Annotated in this window: 20 protein-coding genes and 2 tRNA genes; 3 read left to right on the top strand and 19 right to left on the bottom strand. The window is 67.5% G+C overall.

Features of this window, described 5'->3' with window-relative positions:
* From rpsI to BEP68_RS11515, 7 genes are all read right to left on the bottom strand, one after another.
* Positions 1 to 486 carry a 30S ribosomal protein S9 gene (rpsI, locus tag BEP68_RS11545; RefSeq protein WP_042539158.1) on the bottom strand — a complete coding sequence of 162 codons (486 nt, stop codon included), beginning with the start codon at positions 484 to 486 and terminating at the stop codon, positions 1 to 3.
* 27 nt (positions 487 to 513) lie between these two features.
* A complete protein-coding gene (gene rplM / locus BEP68_RS11540; protein ID WP_045253410.1) occupies positions 514 to 960 on the bottom strand; it encodes a 50S ribosomal protein L13 in 447 nt (148 codons plus the stop codon).
* 177 nt (positions 961 to 1,137) lie between these two features.
* Positions 1,138 to 1,806: an endonuclease/exonuclease/phosphatase family protein gene (locus tag BEP68_RS11535; RefSeq protein ID WP_053098939.1), complete on the bottom strand. Its 669-nt coding sequence runs from the start codon at positions 1,804 to 1,806 to the stop codon at positions 1,138 to 1,140.
* Positions 1,807 to 1,825: 19 nt separating this feature from the next.
* The gene (locus BEP68_RS11530; protein ID WP_187250047.1) at positions 1,826 to 3,103 is read right to left on the bottom strand and encodes a hypothetical protein; all 1,278 of its coding nucleotides are present in this window, start codon (positions 3,101 to 3,103) and stop codon (positions 1,826 to 1,828) included.
* Positions 3,104 to 3,117: 14 nt separating this feature from the next.
* The gene (truA, locus tag BEP68_RS11525) at positions 3,118 to 3,966 is read right to left on the bottom strand and encodes a tRNA pseudouridine(38-40) synthase TruA (protein ID WP_187250046.1); all 849 of its coding nucleotides are present in this window, start codon (positions 3,964 to 3,966) and stop codon (positions 3,118 to 3,120) included.
* A 55-nt stretch (positions 3,967 to 4,021) separates the two neighbouring features.
* On the bottom strand, positions 4,022 to 5,560 hold the full coding sequence (locus BEP68_RS11520) for an APC family permease (RefSeq protein WP_053098936.1): 1,539 nt from the start codon (positions 5,558 to 5,560) through the stop codon (positions 4,022 to 4,024).
* 90 nt (positions 5,561 to 5,650) lie between these two features.
* Positions 5,651 to 6,025 (bottom strand): winged helix-turn-helix transcriptional regulator, encoded by a 375-nt coding sequence (locus BEP68_RS11515; RefSeq protein ID WP_187250045.1) that lies wholly within the window; start codon positions 6,023 to 6,025, stop codon positions 5,651 to 5,653.
* A gap of 94 nt (positions 6,026 to 6,119) precedes the next feature.
* Here BEP68_RS11515 and BEP68_RS11510 point away from each other — a divergent pair, with 94 nt between their 5' ends.
* The gene (locus BEP68_RS11510) at positions 6,120 to 6,965 is read left to right on the top strand and encodes an SDR family oxidoreductase (protein WP_187250044.1); all 846 of its coding nucleotides are present in this window, start codon (positions 6,120 to 6,122) and stop codon (positions 6,963 to 6,965) included.
* Between the two features lie 85 nt (positions 6,966 to 7,050).
* On the opposite strand, the gene BEP68_RS11505 is transcribed toward BEP68_RS11510, so the two are convergent.
* The 6 genes from BEP68_RS11505 to BEP68_RS11480 form a co-directional block, all read right to left on the bottom strand.
* Entirely contained in the window at positions 7,051 to 7,404 is a 354-nt protein-coding gene (locus BEP68_RS11505) for a hypothetical protein (RefSeq protein ID WP_187250043.1), read from the bottom strand.
* Positions 7,401 to 8,024: an Asp23/Gls24 family envelope stress response protein gene (locus BEP68_RS11500; protein WP_053098932.1), complete on the bottom strand. Its 624-nt coding sequence runs from the start codon at positions 8,022 to 8,024 to the stop codon at positions 7,401 to 7,403. Before BEP68_RS11500 ends, BEP68_RS11505 begins: the two co-directional genes overlap by 4 nt.
* A complete protein-coding gene (locus BEP68_RS11495) occupies positions 8,021 to 8,587 on the bottom strand; it encodes an RNA polymerase sigma factor (RefSeq protein ID WP_056277222.1) in 567 nt (188 codons plus the stop codon). The genes BEP68_RS11500 and BEP68_RS11495 overlap by 4 nt, the downstream gene beginning before the upstream one ends.
* Before the next feature lie 123 nt (positions 8,588 to 8,710).
* Positions 8,711 to 9,178, bottom strand: a complete 468-nt coding sequence (locus BEP68_RS11490; RefSeq protein WP_261987824.1) for an Asp23/Gls24 family envelope stress response protein — start codon at positions 9,176 to 9,178, stop codon at positions 8,711 to 8,713.
* Between the two features lie 159 nt (positions 9,179 to 9,337).
* On the bottom strand, positions 9,338 to 10,531 hold the full coding sequence (locus BEP68_RS11485; protein WP_053098930.1) for a M20 family metallopeptidase: 1,194 nt from the start codon (positions 10,529 to 10,531) through the stop codon (positions 9,338 to 9,340).
* On the bottom strand, positions 10,528 to 10,827 hold the full coding sequence (locus tag BEP68_RS11480) for a hypothetical protein (protein ID WP_056277217.1): 300 nt from the start codon (positions 10,825 to 10,827) through the stop codon (positions 10,528 to 10,530). The genes BEP68_RS11485 and BEP68_RS11480 overlap by 4 nt, the downstream gene beginning before the upstream one ends.
* A 65-nt stretch (positions 10,828 to 10,892) precedes the next feature.
* On the opposite strand from BEP68_RS11480, the gene BEP68_RS11475 reads away from it, so the two are divergent.
* The gene (locus BEP68_RS11475; protein WP_187250041.1) at positions 10,893 to 11,504 is read left to right on the top strand and encodes a TetR/AcrR family transcriptional regulator; all 612 of its coding nucleotides are present in this window, start codon (positions 10,893 to 10,895) and stop codon (positions 11,502 to 11,504) included.
* Complete coding sequence (locus BEP68_RS11470; protein WP_187250040.1) at positions 11,505 to 13,184, top strand: MDR family MFS transporter; 1,680 nt, start codon at positions 11,505 to 11,507, stop codon at positions 13,182 to 13,184.
* A gap of 61 nt (positions 13,185 to 13,245) precedes the next feature.
* Here the strand turns inward: BEP68_RS11470 and BEP68_RS11465 are convergent, their stop codons facing one another.
* The 6 genes from BEP68_RS11465 to BEP68_RS11440 form a co-directional block, all read right to left on the bottom strand.
* Complete coding sequence (locus tag BEP68_RS11465) at positions 13,246 to 13,428, bottom strand: hypothetical protein (protein ID WP_187250039.1); 183 nt, start codon at positions 13,426 to 13,428, stop codon at positions 13,246 to 13,248.
* Between the two features lie 198 nt (positions 13,429 to 13,626).
* Positions 13,627 to 13,700, bottom strand: a tRNA-Met gene (locus BEP68_RS11460).
* A 34-nt stretch (positions 13,701 to 13,734) separates the two neighbouring features.
* A tRNA-Thr gene (locus tag BEP68_RS11455) sits at positions 13,735 to 13,806 on the bottom strand.
* Positions 13,807 to 13,873: 67 nt separating this feature from the next.
* Positions 13,874 to 15,157 (bottom strand): peptidoglycan DD-metalloendopeptidase family protein, encoded by a 1,284-nt coding sequence (locus BEP68_RS11450; RefSeq protein ID WP_187250038.1) that lies wholly within the window; start codon positions 15,155 to 15,157, stop codon positions 13,874 to 13,876.
* A gap of 123 nt (positions 15,158 to 15,280) precedes the next feature.
* Entirely contained in the window at positions 15,281 to 16,075 is a 795-nt protein-coding gene (locus tag BEP68_RS11445; protein WP_187250037.1) for an inositol monophosphatase family protein, read from the bottom strand.
* Positions 16,072 to 17,121: a hypothetical protein gene (locus tag BEP68_RS11440; protein WP_187250036.1), complete on the bottom strand. Its 1,050-nt coding sequence runs from the start codon at positions 17,119 to 17,121 to the stop codon at positions 16,072 to 16,074. Before BEP68_RS11440 ends, BEP68_RS11445 begins: the two co-directional genes overlap by 4 nt.
* Positions 17,122 to 17,177 lie beyond the last annotated feature (56 nt).

Below are 17,177 nucleotides of genomic sequence, written 5' to 3'. Positions count from 1 at the left end.
TTAACGCTTCGAGTACTGAGGCGCCTTGCGGGCCTTCTTGAGTCCAGCCTTCTTGCGCTCCTTGACGCGAGCGTCGCGCGACAGGAAGCCGGCCTTCTTCAGGGTCGGACGGTTGTTCTCCTCGTCGATGCCGTTGAGCGAACGAGCGATGCCGAGACGCAGTGCACCGGCCTGGCCCGAGGGGCCACCGCCCGAGATGCGCGCGATGACGTCGTAGCCGCCGGCGAGGTTGAGGATGGTGAACGGGTCGTTGATCAGCTGCTGGTGCAGCTTGTTCGGGAAGTAGTCCTCGAGCGTGCGGCCGTTGACCGTGATCGTTCCCGAGCCGGGGACGAGACGCACGCGGGCGATGGCCTGCTTGCGACGGCCGACAGCGGCACCCGGGACGCTCAGCACGGGGCGGGGAGCCGCCTCGACTGCGTCGGTCTCGGGAGTCGACGTCGAGAAGTTCTGGGGGTTTTCGGTGGTGTCCTGGATGTCAGCCACGAGTATGTCCTTAAGTCTTTACGGCGCTTACTGGGCGACCTGGTCGAGGGTGTACGTCTTCGGCTGCTGAGCGGCGTGCGGGTGCTCTCCACCGACGTAGACCTTGAGCTTCGACAGCTGCTGACGGCCGATGCTGTTCTTGGGGAGCATGCCACGGATGGCCTTCTCGACAGCACGGACCGGGTTCTTCTCCATGAGCTCGGCGTAGGTGACCGACTTCAGGCCGCCCGGGTAACCCGAGTGGCGGTAGGCCAGCTTCTTCTGGAGCTTCTGACCGGTGAGCGCGACCTTGTCGGCGTTCACGATGATGACGAAGTCACCCGAGTCGATGTGGTTGGCGAAGGTGGGCTTGTGCTTGCCACGCAGGAGCGTAGCGGCGTGCGAGGCCAGACGGCCGAGAACGACGTCAGTGGCGTCGATGACGACCCAGTCACGCTGGACCTCGCCGGCCTTAGGGGTGTAAGTGCGCGTCACGATAGTGCTGCTTTCTTGTTCGAACGGAGAAGTTCGTGAATCCCACTCCGGGGTGGTTCTTCCCTACAGGGAGGAACACGCCAGTGGAGGGCTCACGTTCGTGGCACTCGGCAGTCGAGTACCAAAGTGACAGCTTACGTCATTCCGAGCGTTCTCCCAAACCGGGCCGGTCGGCGGTCAGTCGAAGCGGGTGGTCACCAGGATCGGACGGTGGTCGCTCATCCCCTGCGGGAGCGTGGTGACCCGCTGGATCTCGAAGCCGACAGAGGTGGCGAAGTCGTAGTGGCCGCGGAACACGCGGTACCGGGTGTAGGTGTGATCGTCGCTCAGTGTCAGCGCGTATCCGTGTTCGCGGATCGTCTGACCGAGGTTCTCCTTGAACACGGGGTAGTTGTAGTCGCCGACCATCAGCTGCGGCAGTCCCTCGCCGAGCGTCGCCAGCTCGGTGAGCGCCGCCCGGATCTGATGCCGCCGCAGGGAGTTCAGGGCCGTGAGCGGCGCCGCATGGAACGACGCGGCGATGAACTCGCGCCCCGCGTCGATGTCCCGCAGCCGTGCGCCCAGGACCCGCTCGTGCGCGGGCTTGGCGATGCGGTCGTGCAGCGACTTCTTCAGCTCGATCGTGCGGATGCCCTGCAGGTGGAACTCGCTCGCGCGATAGAACATCGCGAGTCCCAGCCGGTTGCCCTGCGTCGCATCCGCGAGGGTGAGGTCTCCGATGGTCTCCGGCAGGTCCGCGACATCGCACTCCTGCAGGCACAGGATGTCAGGATCGTGCGTCGAGGCCAGCGCCGCGAGCTCTCCTGCGGCGCGGTGCTTCTGCAAGTTGTACGAGATGACCTTCATCGCACTTCACGGTAGTGCGTCAGTCTTGGATTCCGGTGGCAATCGCCCGCCCTCGCGTCGTCGCGTCGCCGCGGCGTCCGACGTCGCCGGGGAACAGTGCATCCCGCGCGAGCTGGCGCTCTCTGCGACGTCGGCGCGAATCCGCCCAGCCGATGACGAAGCCCGAGGCGATCAGCACGACGGCGGCGACGAGGGGCCACCGTGCGTCCATCGCCGTCCAGTCCGCCCAGATCGCGCCGGTGCCCACGATGAGAGCACCCGCCCCGACCACGGACAGACCGATCTGCAGCCGGACCATCGACCGATTGCCCGCGAGCAGGGACTCGACCAGGCTCGTGTCGACGCGACGCGGCACGCCGTCAGAGACCCACCGCACCAGCGCGCGCTCGCGCGAGAACTGCAGGACGACTCCCCCGAGCCAGGCGACGATGCCGAGGGCGGCGCACATCGCGATCGCTGCGCCGCTGGTCAGGCTCAGCACATCGATGCCGTTCTCGATGGGCTCGTCCCAGTAGACCGGGTCGCAGGTGCGGCACTGCTGTCGCATGAACACTGACAGCATGAAGGCCGCGAGCGAGAGGAGCGTCGCCGTCAGCAGGATCTTCGCGATCCGGCCGACCGTCCGCGCGCTCGGCACCGCGAGCCAGCGGGGCACGACGGTGCGCATCGCCGCGTCCCTGCGGTCGGCGTCGCGCCTTTCCGCGAGCGGCACCAGCCGCTTCCACCGGCTCCACTGCGCGCTCATCCGCGGCCCAACGCGCTCGACGGCTCGTCGCCCGAGTCGTCGCACCGCCGCGGCGCCGGCGGCCAGCACGGCGATGACGAGGAGCGCGACCCAGCTCACCGCATCCTCACGGAGATCTTCCGTGAAGAGCACCCCCAGCGCCAAGAGGGCGCCGAGTCCGACCACGCACCAGAACATCACCGTGCCGGTCTTCTGCAGGAGTGCGGCCGGTGACGCCTGCAGCGTCTGGCGCAGGGAGTGCTGCGGCACGGCATCCGGGTTCTCGAGCGCAGCGGCTTCGACGGCGCGCAGTGCCGCGAAGCGTTCGGCGACCACGACGACGGGGACGAGGGCTGCCAGCAGCGCAGCCGCGAGCAGGAAGACGCCCATGCTCGCTCGGAACAGAGGGTCGAGGTCGATCTGCCAGTACAGGGACGACAGCGCCTCCTCCCCCACGATGCCGACCACGATGATGCCGACGAACGTGTAGAGCGTGCCGACGATCAGCCCGATGCAGGTGTCGACCAGCGCTCGCCAGAACGCCCAGCCCGGGGAGGTGACTTCGACGAACATCGCAGCCCGCCGACTCATGCGCTCGTGCCGTCACGACGGGCGCGCGTCTGCTCCGCCCTGGTCGACAGCAGATCGTCGGCGGGATAGCCGACCTCGGTGAGCGTGAGTCCCCGCGCCGCCAGGACCTTGAACTCGCTGGTGCGGGTGAGCGCGTCGCGCAGCACGACCAGATCGTCGATGTCGAGACGCCCTTCCCCCACGGCGACACACGCGCCGACGAGGGCCCGCACCATGCTGTGGCAGAACGCGTCGGCCTTCACCTCGGCGACCAGCACACCCTCGGCGTCCCTCGACCAGCGGTAGTCGAGGAGCGTCCGGATCGTCGTGGCCTCCTCGCGAGGTTTGCAGTAGGCCGCGAAATCGTGGAGTCCGATGAGCGTCCGCGCCGCGGCATCCATCGCCTGGTCGTCGAGAACGCCGCGGTGCGCGGTCGTGTCGTGGCGCCGAAGAGGGTCGTACCCCGCCGTCGAGTCGGCGAGACGGTAGCGGTAACGCCGCCAGACCGCAGAGAATCGGGCGTCGAATCCATCCGGAGCGATGGACGAGGCCGTGACGGTCGCATCAGGGTAGGCGCCGAGCACTCCCCTCATCCGTCGCGCGATCGACGCCGCAGGGTCCTGCGGCGCACGACCCTGACGCGACTCGATGCGGGCCCACTGCTCCTCGTCGAGGTCGACGTGCGCGACCTGACCCAGGGCGTGGACCCCGGCATCCGTCCGTCCTGCGACGACGAACTGCACCTCGGAGCCGACGATGCGAGCAAGCGCGGCCTCGAGAGTCCCCTGCACTGTGCGCAGGGTGGGCTGCTTGGCCCACCCGCGGAAGTGGGTGCCGTCGTAGGCGATGTCGAGCCGGATGCGCACGGATAAAGCCTAGGGCGTACCCGCACGCGATCCGGCTCGGACAGGATGCCGCAGCTCAGATGCCGCCGTCGATCGAGCGGATCAGGCCCGGCTCGTCGGGCACCATCACCTGGGTGTCGCGGTTGAGGCTCTCGCCGCGGAAGAACCTCTTCGACCGCGGGAACAGGTACCAGACGAACATGAGCACGAGGCCGAACGCGAGCGCTCCGATGCCGATCACGAAGGTGCCGCCGATGCCGAAGAGCACCGTGTAGCCGTAGTCCACGTCCCACATGTCGATCGCCGACTGCACGAAGGCCCAGGTGAGCATGGCCGCGCCCAGCACCGGGAACAGCCCCTTGAAGAGGAAGTCGCGCGCCGAGCGGGTGAGGTCCTTGCGGAAGTACCAGGCGCAGGCGAACCCGGTGATGGCGTAGTAGAACGCGATCGCCAGACCGAGCGACAGGATCGAGTCCTGGAGGATGTCGTCGCTGATCAGGGTCATGCCGATGTAGTACGCGATGGCCACGACCCCCATGACGATGGTCGAGAAGGACGGAGTCTTGTAGGTCGGGTGCACGTCCTTGAACTTCGCCGGCAGAGCGCGGTACACGCCCATCGCGAGGGTGCCGCGGGCGGTGGGGAGGATCGTGGTCTGCGTCGACGAGATGGCCGAGAGCACGACGGCGACCACGAGCACCCAGCCGAACGGGCCGAGCAGGCCGTCCTTGATCGCCAGGAAGAAGTCGTCGGCATTGGCCTCGTTGCCGAGCCCGGTGCCCTCCGACCCGAGACCGGCGTACATCATCGCGGCGATCGTGACGCCGACGTAGGTGACGAGGAGGATGACGGTCGTCAGCAGCGCCGCGCGGCCGGGGATCTTCTTGGGATCCTTGGTCTCCTCGTTGAGCGCGAGGCACGTGTCCCAGCCCCAGTAGATGAAGAGAGCGAGCAGGATCGACTCGGTGAATCCGGGCCAGCTGGTGAACGCGAACGGGTTCAGCCATTCCATCTCGAACGGCGTCGGGTTCGGGGCGGTACCGGCGAAGAACTGCCAGAGAGCGGCGACGACGAAGATCGCCAGGGCGAGGTACTGGATGCCCAGCAGAACGTTCTGGATGCGCTCACCGATCTCGACGCCGCGCCAGCTGACCCAGGTCATCGCGGCGATGAACAGCACAGCGACGAGGACGATCCGCCAGTCGTTGTTCTCGAGATCGAACCCGATCAGGGACCAGAAGTAGACCGATGCGATCTGGGCGAGGTTGGCGAGCACCACCATGCCGGCGACTGCGACACCCCAGCCGCCCATCCAGCCGACCCAGGGACCGAACGCCTTCGTCCCCCACGTGAACGTGGTGCCGCAGTCGGGGACGGCGTTGTTCAGCTCACGGTAGGCGAAGGCGATCAGCAGCATCGGCACGAACGCGATGATGAACGCGATCGGTGCCTGAGCTCCGACGGCCAGCACCACATAGCCGAGCGTCGCGACGAGTGAGTAGACGGGGGCCGTCGAGGCCAGGCCGATGACGGTCGAGCCCCACAGACCGAGGGTGCCGGCGGCCAGGCCCTTGCCGTCGGGGCGTTCGAGATGGATCGGCGTCGTAGCTGACATGCTCAGAACATACGGGTACCGCGTATATCGCGTCAATCCTTTTCTTATACCGACGGATTCCGTGGGCTTCTGCGCAACTGAGCGACGGAATCAGTCGAGTGAGTCACGAACGATCATTCCGTCGGCGTGGTCGGCGACCCACTCGACGAGCGGCAGCATCCGCCCCATGAGATCCCGCCCGAGAGGAGTCAGGCTGTACTCGACGTGCGGAGGCACCGTCGGGAAGGACTCACGACGCACCAGCCCGTCGTCGGCGAGGGTTCGCAGGGTCGAGGCGAGCATCTTCTCGCTGATGCCGCCGACCTCGCGGCGCAGTTCGCCCCAGCGATGGGTGCCGTCGGAGAGGGACGAGAGCACGAGCACGCCCCACTTGCTCATCACGTGGTCGAGGATGACGCGGGTGCTGCATCCCGGCTCGAAGATCTGCGGAGTCGACTCGCGGATCTCTGCATAACTAACCGTCATGTATGTACCTTACTTCAAAGTGGGTACCCACAGTATGGAATGTTCCGACACGGTGGCCAGGTTATCGCCTCTGTCACCTACGAAAGGACACCCCATGACCATCCTCGTCACCGGTGCGACCGGCAACCTCGGACGCCTCGTCATCGCCAGCCTCCTCGAGCGCGGCGCCGACCCGCAGTCGATCATCGCCGGCGCCCGCGATGTCGCGAAGGCCGAGGATCTCGGCGTGCGGGTCGCGCGGCTCGACTACACCGACCCCTCCTCCGTCACCTCCGCCCTCGAGGGCGTGGACAGCGTCCTGCTGATCTCGGGTTCCGAGGTCGGGCAGCGCGTCGCGCAGCACCAGGCGGTCATCGACGCCGCCCGGTCCGCCGGTGTCACGAAGTTCGTCTACACCAGCGCTCCGAAGGCCACGACGAGCGATCTCGTGCTCGCCCCCGAACACAAGGCCACCGAGGAGCTCATCACGGCGTCCGGTCTCCCGGCAGTCATCCTGCGCAACAACTGGTACACCGAGAACTACGCCGCTGACCTCGCCCGTGCAGCCGAGACCGGAGTGCTCGCCTCCGGAGCCGGCGACGGCCGCGTCGCGTCGGCCAGCCGCAAGGACTTCGCCGAGGCCGCAGCCGTCGTGCTGCTCGAAGACGGTCACATCGGGCAGGTGTATGAACTCGGCGGCGACGTCGCGTGGGACTACACCGAGCTCGCGGCCGCGCTCGCGGAGGTCTCCGGCCGCGACGTGACCTATCAGCCGCTCACGGCCGACGAGCAGCTCGCCGGACTCCAGGCGGCCGGTCTCGACGAGGGCACGGCGGGCTTCGTCGTCGCTCTGGATGCCGGCATCGCGTCGGGCGCGCTCTCCGAGTCGGACGGCACGCTCGCGCGCCTCATCGGCCGTCCCACGACGCCTCTCGTCGAGGGCCTGCGCGCCATCGCCTGATCCGCCGTTCGGCATCAGGCCGGCCGCCCCACCAGGAGGCGCCGATCCTCACCCAGGATCGGCGCCTCAGCGCGCTCACGCGGACTCAGTCCGACGATGCCTCCCGAGGATGGACATACGCGATCGTGAGCACGATCTCGACGGGCCCCAGCCCGTCCTCCGCCAGGACCTTCCCCAAGGCCCCGCGGACGTCCTGCAGCAGCTCGACGGCACTCGCCGAGTACTCGATGCCGAGCGATGCCTCGACCACGACGCCCTCGTCGGCGACGCGAACCGCCACGAGCGGCTCGTCGACCCGGCTGATGCCGATCGCGACCGCACCTTCTCCGACGAGATTCGACACCAGTGAGCCCGCCCGGTAGACGCTGCGCACACCCGGGGTGGCCAGCACGGCCGCCTCGATCCTCTCAGCGAGTCCCGTGGGATCGGTAACGCTCATGGTGTCTCCTCCGCCGCGCTGCTGATTCTCTGGATGTCCCGCACGGTGACGTCGATCGCGGTCACCGTGAGGGACGTCTGCCGCCGCAGACGCTCGGCGACCTCTTCGCGGAGCCGGTCCACCGCCTGCGGGATCGACTCGCCGTAGACGGCGTTGACCTCGATCGCGATGCGGATCGGCTCGCCCACGGCGGTGACGTCGCCGTCGAGTGTCGACCGCCCGACCAGAATGCCGGGCACAGCGTTCTCCGCCGAGCGGATGAGGCCCCGGACTGCCCCCTCGGTGATTCCGAAGTCGACCGCGGGGTCGGTCTCTGCGAACGGGATCCGACGCCCGGCGCGGGCGTCCAGGGCGATGCCCGAGAGGATGCGATCGACCCAGCTGTCATCGACCTCGGGCATGGCGGCGGCATCGGCGTCGATCAGCTGACCGCCGAGGCCGTGCAGCCGCTCGAGTGCGTCGAGAGCGAGCTGGCATCCCGGCGAGCCCTCGATCGACGGGTCGAGGGGAACCCTCCCTGCTTCGAGATAGTCGCTCAGCTCTTCGAGCGTGTGCCCGTCGAGATCGCCCGGTTCGAGACCGAGCTGACGGACGTCGGGGGTCGCCTGATCATCGCTCATCGCCAGGCCTCCATTCGCACGATCATGAATTTGCGGGCTCTGGCGAGAAGGCCACGCGCCGTCGACACCGATATGTCGAGCTCGGCGGCGATCTCGTCGTACGAGTACCCGCCCATCTCCCTGAGCACCCAGCACTCCCGCTGGGCGGCCGGCAGCTCCTGCAACGCCGCCCCCAGCGCCTCGATCCCCGCGCGGGCCTCGACGACGCGCGCCGGAGCACCCTGCGGCGGCGCGGCCTGCTCCACGTCGTCGACGTCGATCATCGGTCGCAGTGCGCGGATGCGATCCACCGCCTTGCGGCTCACGATGCGCATCAGCCAGCTCTTGACCTTCGCGGGGTCGTCCAGTTCGGAGAACCGCTGCCACGCGGTCACGAACGTCTCCTGGACGATGTCGTCGACATCGGCCGAGGCGTTCAGCATCCGCTGCGTGTACGCGCGCATCATCGGCGTGTACCTGCGCACCAGCACCGCGAATGCGGCGACGTCCCCATCCATCGCCCGACCGGCGACGATCCGGTCGTCGGCCTGCTCGAGTGCAGAGCGAAAGCGTTCCCCAGCCATGCGTCGACTCCCTTTTCCATTCCCCCGAATAGATTCGGAGCGGACCCGTGATCGGATCGGATCATCGACCCGATCACGAGGTCACGAGATGCTGATCCGATCACTCGTTCGCATCTCGATGGATCACAGGACACGCGTCTCCACGGCGTCGTCGGCGGCGGCGGCGACGTCGTCCGACGCGTCATCGGAGGGGATGTGGACGTCGTTGATGGTGACGTTGACCTCGACCGCCTGCTTGCCGACGAACTCGCTCATCGCGACGGAGATCGCCGCGCGGACATCGTCCGCGACCTTCTGCAACGATGCCGGGTACTCGGCGACGATCGTCACGTCGACCGCGACCTGCGTCTCGCCCACTTCGACGCTGACACCCTGGGTCAGGTCGGTGGAGTTGAGAGCATCACGGATGGCTCCGACGGCGCGAGCGGCTCCGCCACCGAGCGCGTACACACCGGGAACCTCTCGCGCCGCGATGCCCGCGATCTTCGCGACCACGCCGTTCTCGATGATCGTCGCACCCGTCGAGGCGACGGTCGAACCTGCCGGGGCGACCTGGACCTTGGGCTGCTGTGCGTTCGAGACGTTCGCCATCATGTGCTCCTTCGTCAGTGTGTTCCGATCCCCTGCGGGGAGGGCCGCAGTGCAGCGACACCACTAAGACGGATGCTACGAACGATTCGTCACAAATTGGTCGTCATTCATGACGGAGGCCGCTCCCCGACGGGGAGCGGCCTCCGCTGAGAGGCGACGTCAGCGAGCCGTGCGGGCGAATGCGACGGATGCCAGCGCCGCAGCCTGGTCGCCGAGCACCGCGTCGTCGAACAGCACCCTCGGCGAGTGGTTCCACTCGATCGTGCTCGGGTCCGCGTCGGGCGGCGAGGTCATCAGCGCGATGAACGTGCCGGGCACCTCGTCGAGGACGAAGGCGAAGTCCTCTGATCCCATCATCGGCGTCGGCATGATGACGACGCGCTGCTCGCCGAAGACACCCTGCAGCACGTCGACGGTCTCGGCCGTCTCTGCGGGGTCGTTCACGGTCACCGGATACATCGTGTCGAAGCGCACGTCGGCGGTGAGGCCGTGCGCGGCCGCCACCCCCTCGATCACCCGAGGCAGCCCCTCCTGGAGGGTCGCGAGCGACGCGGGCGACATGTTGCGGACGGTCGCAGCGAGCTCGACCTGCTCGGGGATGACGTTGACCGCTCCCTCACCCGTCGAGAGCCGGGTCACCGACAGCACCACGGGATCGAAGGCATCGAACCGCCGCGTCACGAAGCTCTGGAGCGCCAGCACGATCTCGGCCGCGGCGGGCACCGGATCGAGCGTCTGATGAGGCTGCGAACCGTGCCCTCCCCTGCCGTCGACCGTGACGAAGAGCTGGTTGGATCCTGCGGCCACCGCTCCGCTCCTCGTCGCGAAGAGGCCGCGCGGACCGGGTGCGACATGGATCGCGTACGCGGCGACCGGACGTTCACCGGCCGCGTCGAGCAGCCCCTCCTCGATCATGACCTTCGCGCCCCCGTGTCCCTCCTCCCCCGGCTGGAACATGAAGATCACCGAGCCGTGCAGCTCGTCGCGTCTCTCCGAGAGAAGCCTCGCCGCGCCCACGAGGCCCGCGGTGTGCAGGTCGTGCCCGCACGCGTGCATGGTGCCGTTGGTGGAGGCGAACTCCAGACCGGTCGTCTCCTCGATCGGCAGGGCGTCCATGTCACCGCGCAGCAGCACCGCGGGCCCCGGCCGCCCTCCGCGCAGAACCGCCACGACCGAGGTGGTGCGCGTGCCGGTGGTGATCTCGAGGGGCAGTCCTTCGAGCGCGTCGAGAACCTTCTGCTGCGTGCGCGGCAGGTCGAGTCCGAGCTCGGGGTCGGCGTGCAGAGCTCGTCGCAGGGCGACCAGGTCGGGCAGGATCGCGACGGCATCGGCCGCGAAATCGGGGGCGCTCACGAGTGGGCCTTTCGTGCGGAGGAGTCGGTGAGGCGCGGCATCCGCATGAATGCGAGCGCGAGGGCGGAGATGATGAACGCGCCGGCGCAGACGCTCCAGATGGTGATGTAACCGCCGATCGACGAGCTGAGGGATCCGGATGCGGTGAAGCCCGCGAGCAGCACGGCGAACACCGCGCCGGCAGCCGACCCTCCGAGGGTGCGCAGCGAGTTGTAGACCCCGGCCGCGATCCCGGTCGAATCGCTCGGGGCCAGTTCGGCGACGAGCGCGGGGAGAGCTCCGAGGAGGAAGCCCATACCGACACGATCGGAGCACGGAGCTCACAGTGCACTCTTAGGTTCAGAGTGCAAGATTGCACTTCATGAGCGAGAGTGCAGATTCATTGCGAGAGCAGCGCAAGAGGGAGACGTCCCGCGCACTCACCGACGAGGCTCGCCGACTGACGACCGAGCACGGTTTCGCCGGCTTCACCGTCGAGGAGCTCTGCTCTGCGGTCGGTGTCTCGCGGCGTACGTTCTTCAACTACTTCGAGAGCAAGGAGAACGCCGTCTTCGGGTTCGCCGCGATCGACTCGCGACAGGAAGCGCTCGAGGCCGCCTTCGTCGCGCAGGACGGCGAGCTGCTCGACGACTTCATCGGGTTGACGATCGCGCGATTCGAGCTCTTCAATCCCCTCGACGACGCGCCGGCCCTGTTCGCGGTGATCGAGCAGGAGCCTCGACTGCTCAAGGCCGCATTCGAGCAGCTGGCGAAGAACGAGAGGCGCGACGGCGAGCTCGTCGTTCAGCGAAGCGGTGGAGGCGACGATGCCGAGCTGCGCGCCGAGGTCATGGTCCACACTGTCGGTGCCCTGGTGCGCCTGTGCATGGACCAGCTGCTGCACCACCACTCGACCGACTCCTTCAGCGACCTCGTCAGCCGACGCCTCGAGATCGCTCGCACCGTGTTCGCACCATCACAGAAAGCCCACTGAATGTCCGCCACCGCCACCAAGGATGCGCCCTTCCTGCTCACGAAGCGCCGCATCTGGATCATCTTCAGCGCCCTGATAGCGGGCATGCTGCTCTCGAGCCTCGACCAGACGATCGTTTCGACCGCCATGCCGACCATCGTCGGACAGCTCGGCGGCGTCGACCACCAGGTCTGGATCACCACGGCCTATCTGCTCGCGACCACCATCGTCATGCCCATCTACGGCAAGTTCGGTGACGTCCTGGGCCGACGCAACCTCTTCCTCGTCGCGATCGCGCTGTTCACGCTCGCGTCCGTCGGCTGCGCCTTCGCCACCGACTTCTGGATGTTCGTGATCTTCCGCGCACTGCAGGGCCTCGGCGGCGGCGGTCTGATGATCCTGTCGCAGGCGATCATCGCCGACATCGTCCCCGCGAACGAGCGCGGCAAGTACATGGGTCCCCTGGGCGCCGTCTTCGGTCTGTCGGCCGTCGCCGGTCCCCTGCTCGGCGGGTTCTTCGTCGACCACCTCACCTGGCAGTGGGCGTTCTACATCAACATCCCGGTCGGAATCGCCGCCTTCATCATCGCCCTCGTCGCGTTGAAGCTGCCCAGCAAGAAGGCCCAGAAGCCGATCGACATCTTCGGCGTCATCTTCCTCTCGATAGCGACGACCTGTCTGATCTTCTTCACCGACTTCGGCGGCGACAAGGAGTTCGGCTGGGATTCGCTCGCCACATGGGCCTGGGGAGCCGGGCTCATCGTGGCGGCGACCGCATTCGTCATCACCGAGGCCAAGGTGCAGGACCCGATCATCCCGCTGAGCCTCTTCCGCAATCCGATCTTCGTCAACGCGACCGCGATCGGTCTCGTGCTCGGCATCGGGATGTTCGCGGCGATCGGGTTCGTCCCGACGTTCCTGCAGATGTCGTCAGGCACGTCGGCCGCCGCATCCGGTCTGCTGATGATCCCGATGATGGTGGGACTGATCGGAACGTCGATCTTCTCGGGCATCGCGATCTCGAAGACGGGAAAGTACAAGATCTACCCGATCGTCGGAACGATCCTGACGGGCATCGCGATGATCTCGATGACCACCCTCTCGGCCGAGACGCCGATCTGGCTGATCTGCGCCTTCCTCTTCGTGTTCGGCGCCGGGTTGGGACTGATCATGCAGGTCGTCGTGCTGGTCGTGCAGAACGCCGTTCCCGCCGGCGAGATCGGCACAGCGACGAGCACGAACAACTACTTCCGCGAAGTGGGTGCATCACTCGGAACCGCCGTCTTCGGCACGATCTTCACCACCCGCCTGACCGAGAACCTGCTCGGCGTCTTCGCCGACGCCGGAGCATCACCGGATGCCGCCTCGCAGGCGGCGTCGACGATCGACCCCGCGACGCTGAACTCGCTGCCGGACGAGGTCAGGGACGGCATCGTCACGGCCTACGCGGATGCCCTCGCACCGGTCTTCTGGTACCTGGTGCCCTTCATTGCTCTCGCTCTGGTGCTCTCGCTGTTCCTCAAGCAGATCCCGCTGTCGGATCAGGCGGGGCTCGTCGCTCGGGGCGAGGCCATCAGCGGCGAGGAGGCGGAGCGTCTCGAGGCGGAGCAGCGCGGCGGCTCCGGTCGAAGTGACGCCGCCCCCGGCGACGAGGACCGCATCGCAGCCGGTCGGCGCGACATCCCGCCCGCCGGTCGCTGACCCTTTCACGAAAGACGGGCCCGCTCCTCAGATGAGGAGCGGGCCCGTCTTTCGTGCGTGGTCAGGGGAGGTCGCCGACCTCGAGCTCGTCCGGGTGATCCGCATTGTCGCCGTCGGCCTTCTGGCTCTCACCCGGGGTGGCGGGGTCGACCTCGGGGTCCGGGTCGTTCGTCACGAAGTCGGCGTCCACGCCGGTCGCGTCGATCTCGGCGCCTTCGTCCGGTGCTGCGTGGGGGTCTGACATGAGTCGCTCCTATCGTCCGGGTACTGGACGACCAGTGTGACCGCCGCAGGCCTCGCCAGGGCATCCCCTTGACATCGCGCACGCCGAACCTCACCCGATCGGGTGGGCACCGTGCGAACATCGTGCCCGCAGTGCGTCTCGGTCGATCCTGAGCCCGGGTACGCAAAAACCCCCGGGAATCCCGGGGGTTTTCATCTGTAGCAGGAGCGGGGCTTGAACCCGCGACCTCACGATTATGAGTCGTGCGCTCTGACCAGCTGAGCTACCCTGCCACACCGCATCCGCATCGCAGATACGAACGCTGTGAGCCCCGAGTCAGGATTGAACTGACGACCCCTTCCTTACCATGGAAGTGCTCTGCCACTGAGCTATCGGGGCGTGCTGCCCCTCGCGGGGCAACCACACGAGAATACCATCACTGTGGCGTCCTCATGAAATCGAGGTGTCAGTACGAGGTACGACCCGCGTTCTCGCGCAACCACGGCAGCGGATCGATCGTGCCGCCGTTGATGATGATCTCGAAGTGCAGGTGCGCTCCGTAGGAACGACCGGTGTTTCCGGTGTGGCCGACGACGTCGCCGACCTTCACGGTCTGCCCGGGCTTGACCTGCAGCGAGCCGTACTGCATGTGCGAGTAGTGGCTCGTGACGATCTGTCCGTCGATCACGTGGTCGATGTACACGGTGACGCCGTAGGCGCCGCCCTGCTCGGTGGCGATGCGCACCACGCCGTCGGCGATCGCCTGGATGGGCGCTCCCTCACCGGGGACGAAGTCGATTCCCTCGTGCAGACGACCCCAGCGCATGCCGTATCCCGAGCTCATACCCACGCCGACCTTGAACGGCCACTGGATGGCAGCCTCGGCGTCGTTGGTGAAGACCTCATTCGAGTAGTTGATGCCCTCTTCCGATGCCACCTGGATGAGAGACACGCTCGAGAAGCTGTCGGAGCGCGCGAGCGGCTCGTTCTGCACGTCGGAAGACGTGACGAACGCCTGGATCTCGTCGTCGGATGCAGCCTTCGACGCCGTACCCGATGCAGCGACGAGGGACGTCGCCGCGAGCGACGGCGTTCCCTGCACTGCGGCGACGGCTTCGGCAGGAAGGGTCATGCCGACGGCGAGGAGACCGGCGAGGCTCATCACGCCGACGGTCGCGCCGACGGCGAGGAACTTGCGTGCAGACGGGCGACGGCGCACGACATGCTCGACCGGAGTCTCGTCAGCCTCGGCGGCCTCCGTGGAGTGATCGGCGGGCTCGGCCGCGGCCTCGGGTGCCACGCGACGGAATGCACGGGCAGCCGTCTCGAAGGCATCCTCGTCGCTCGAACGGTGGCTTGCGTCGTCCGCGCGCTCCGAGTCGGGCTGATCGTGCTCGGCTGCTGCGGGCATCGAAATCGGCTCGGCGACGATCGGCTCGATGACGATCGGCTCGGCGACGTCCGCGGGAGCCTCATCGGTCTCGCTCACGACGACGTCGGCGGAGTCGGATGCTGCTGACGCCGCCGCGACCGCGGTCGCGGCGATGAAGACCTCTGCGGTGTTCAGTCGCTGGCGGGCGGCACGACGAGACAGGGGAGCCTCGGAGGGGACGGCCGTGGCTTCGGAGACGGGCGCGGCTTCGGAGACGGCTTCCGTCACTCCTGCCGCGGAGGCCTCGAAGGCCGCAGTGCGGGGACGGCTGGAGCGGCGCGTGGGCGCAGAGGCAGCCTGGGGATTCTCGAAGGGCAAATCAGATTCTCTCGGGTTCAAACGTCAAGCTCGGGGGCGCTTACGACCTTCACCGATTCGGGCCGATGAAAGTAACGATCGGATAAACCCTAGCCTGATCCACCTGTGAATGCCATGAATCGTTCACGTTTCATCTCGAAGAGTATCGAGGACGCGCTGATGGACCTCAGTGCCACCCGCGATGAGCATGGGTCTCGCGGAAGCACGGTCGATCAGCGAGACATCGCCCCCCGCCTCGGTGACCAGCAGCGCGCCTGCCGCGTGATCCCACGGCTTCAGGCCGCGCTCGAAGTAGCCGTCCAGCCGCCCGGAGGCCACGAAAGCGAGGTCGAGGGCGGCAGAGCCTGCGCGGCGGAGGTCTCTTGCGATCGGCATGATCCTGCGCACGGTCGCGAGGTCGCCGTCATGCGTCGCGGGGTCGTAGCCGAATCCGGTGGCGAGCAGCGCTCCCGCCGGCGTCTCGGTCGTGACCGACAGCCGCACGTCGCCCAGGAAGGCGCCATGACCTCGAGCGGCGGTGAACATCTCGGCGGTTGCGGGCGCGTAGACGGCAGCGGCGAGCGCCTCCCACTCCCCCGCGACTGCGCTGCCCCTCACTGCCGCGATGCTCACGGCATAGGAGGGGATTCCGTAGGCGTAGTTCACCGTGCCGTCGATCGGATCGACGACCCAGGTGATGCCGGTCACGCCGGGTTCAGCCTCCGACTCTTCGCCCAGGAAGCCGTCGCCGGGTCGAGCGACCCTCAGCCGGTCGCGGACGAGCGCTTCGACTTCGCGATCGGCCTCGGTGACGATGTCAGCCAGCGTCGACTTCGTGGCGGCGAGGTGCACGCCCTCGTCGCGACGGCGCCGCGCCAGGTCTCCCGCCTCGCGCGCGATCCGGCGGGCGAGGTCAGCCAGTTCGAGTTCGATGCTCACTGGGGAGGCAGCGGCGGAGCCGGCGGGTAGGCGTCGTGAGCAGTGGGAGCCGGCGGGTAGGCGTCGTGAGCAGTGGGAGCCGGCGGGTAGGCGTCGTGAGCCGCGGGCGCGGGCGGAGCCGGAGGCGTCGCCGGGCCCTGCGAGTACGGCTCAGGCGCGGTCGGGAACGGCGCGACGGGGACCCCCTGCGGCGCGGGAGCGACAGGGAGCGCCTGCTGCGGCTGCGGCGACGGGTGGCCGGTGTAGTAGGCATTCCAGTCCGGCGAGCCGTCGGGCAGCACCGGCAGGGGCGTCACACCGTCTGCGTAGGTCGGCCATGCCGGAGCGGCTGCGACACTCTGCGCCGCGGCGGCGGCACGAGCTCCGGCCGGCTTGCGAGGAGCGAACAGGGCGTTGAGCAGCGGGATCAGCGTGGTTCCGACCGCGGCCAGGATCGTGAGTGCGACGACGATTCGCCAGTACAGCTCGCCGTAGTCGAAGGTGTGCGGGAAGGTGAGGAAGAAGATCAGCATGGCCACGAGGCCGCCGAGGAACACGATCGTCGCGATGTAGATGATGCGGGTGAACGTCGTCACGTGACGCTGCGCGGCCGGAGTGAACAGCCTCACATGCAGCAGGGCGAGCTGGAGGATTCCCACCACGAGCAGCAGCTGGAAGAAGCGCTCTGCACCGGTGAAGAACGCGTCGTCCTCGGGCAGCCAGATCTTGACCGCTCCGACCAGCAGAGCCACGATCCAGCTGACCATGCTCGACAGCGCGAGCCAGTCGGGACGGTTGGGGGCGAGTCCCGCCTCGAGGATCGCGATCCCTGCGAACGCGGCGAGCAGGAGGATCGTGAGGAATGCCCGCCCGATCAGCCCGTCCTGATCACCGATCAGAACCCAGACGACGCAGACGAGCGCCGCGGCGATGAGTGCGCCGATGGCGATCCAGATCGCCCCTCTGATGAGAAGGGACATGTTCTTCTTCTCGACCAGCGCGGGGGGCTGCTGGGTGATCTCCGGCTGCGACATCGCGTTCCTCTCGTTGAGCGGCGTTGCGTTCATCCTTGCATGCGCCGGCGCGGAGGCAGGAGCCTCGACATGATCCGTGGATACATCGG

It is taken from the genome of Microbacterium sp. 4-7 (assembly GCF_014332665.1).
Lineage (GTDB): Bacteria > Actinomycetota > Actinomycetes > Actinomycetales > Microbacteriaceae > Microbacterium.
This window is presented reverse-complemented; position numbering and strand designations above follow the sequence as displayed.

Bases quoted from the DNA above. Each gene is read 5' to 3' on its own strand.
- BEP68_RS11535 (WP_053098939.1), bottom strand. From the start codon at position 1,806: ATGAAGGTCATCTCGTACAACTTGCAGAAGCACCGCGCCGCAGGAGAG.
- BEP68_RS11530 (WP_187250047.1), bottom strand. From the start codon at position 3,103: ATGTTCGTCGAAGTCACCTCCCCGGGCTGGGCGTTCTGGCGAGCGCTG.
- BEP68_RS11520 (WP_053098936.1), bottom strand. From the start codon at position 5,560: ATGTCAGCTACGACGCCGATCCATCTCGAACGCCCCGACGGCAAGGGC.
- BEP68_RS11515 (WP_187250045.1), bottom strand. From the start codon at position 6,025: ATGACGGTTAGTTATGCAGAGATCCGCGAGTCGACTCCGCAGATCTTC.
- BEP68_RS11510 (WP_187250044.1), top strand. From the start codon at position 6,120: ATGACCATCCTCGTCACCGGTGCGACCGGCAACCTCGGACGCCTCGTC.
- BEP68_RS11505 (WP_187250043.1), bottom strand. From the start codon at position 7,404: ATGAGCGTTACCGATCCCACGGGACTCGCTGAGAGGATCGAGGCGGCC.
- BEP68_RS11500 (WP_053098932.1), bottom strand. From the start codon at position 8,024: ATGAGCGATGATCAGGCGACCCCCGACGTCCGTCAGCTCGGTCTCGAA.
- BEP68_RS11495 (WP_056277222.1), bottom strand. From the start codon at position 8,587: ATGGCTGGGGAACGCTTTCGCTCTGCACTCGAGCAGGCCGACGACCGG.
- BEP68_RS11490 (WP_261987824.1), bottom strand. From the start codon at position 9,178: ATGGCGAACGTCTCGAACGCACAGCAGCCCAAGGTCCAGGTCGCCCCG.
- BEP68_RS11480 (WP_056277217.1), bottom strand. From the start codon at position 10,827: ATGGGCTTCCTCCTCGGAGCTCTCCCCGCGCTCGTCGCCGAACTGGCC.
- BEP68_RS11475 (WP_187250041.1), top strand. From the start codon at position 10,893: ATGAGCGAGAGTGCAGATTCATTGCGAGAGCAGCGCAAGAGGGAGACG.
- BEP68_RS11470 (WP_187250040.1), top strand. From the start codon at position 11,505: ATGTCCGCCACCGCCACCAAGGATGCGCCCTTCCTGCTCACGAAGCGC.
- BEP68_RS11465 (WP_187250039.1), bottom strand. From the start codon at position 13,428: ATGTCAGACCCCCACGCAGCACCGGACGAAGGCGCCGAGATCGACGCG.
- BEP68_RS11440 (WP_187250036.1), bottom strand. From the start codon at position 17,121: ATGAACGCAACGCCGCTCAACGAGAGGAACGCGATGTCGCAGCCGGAG.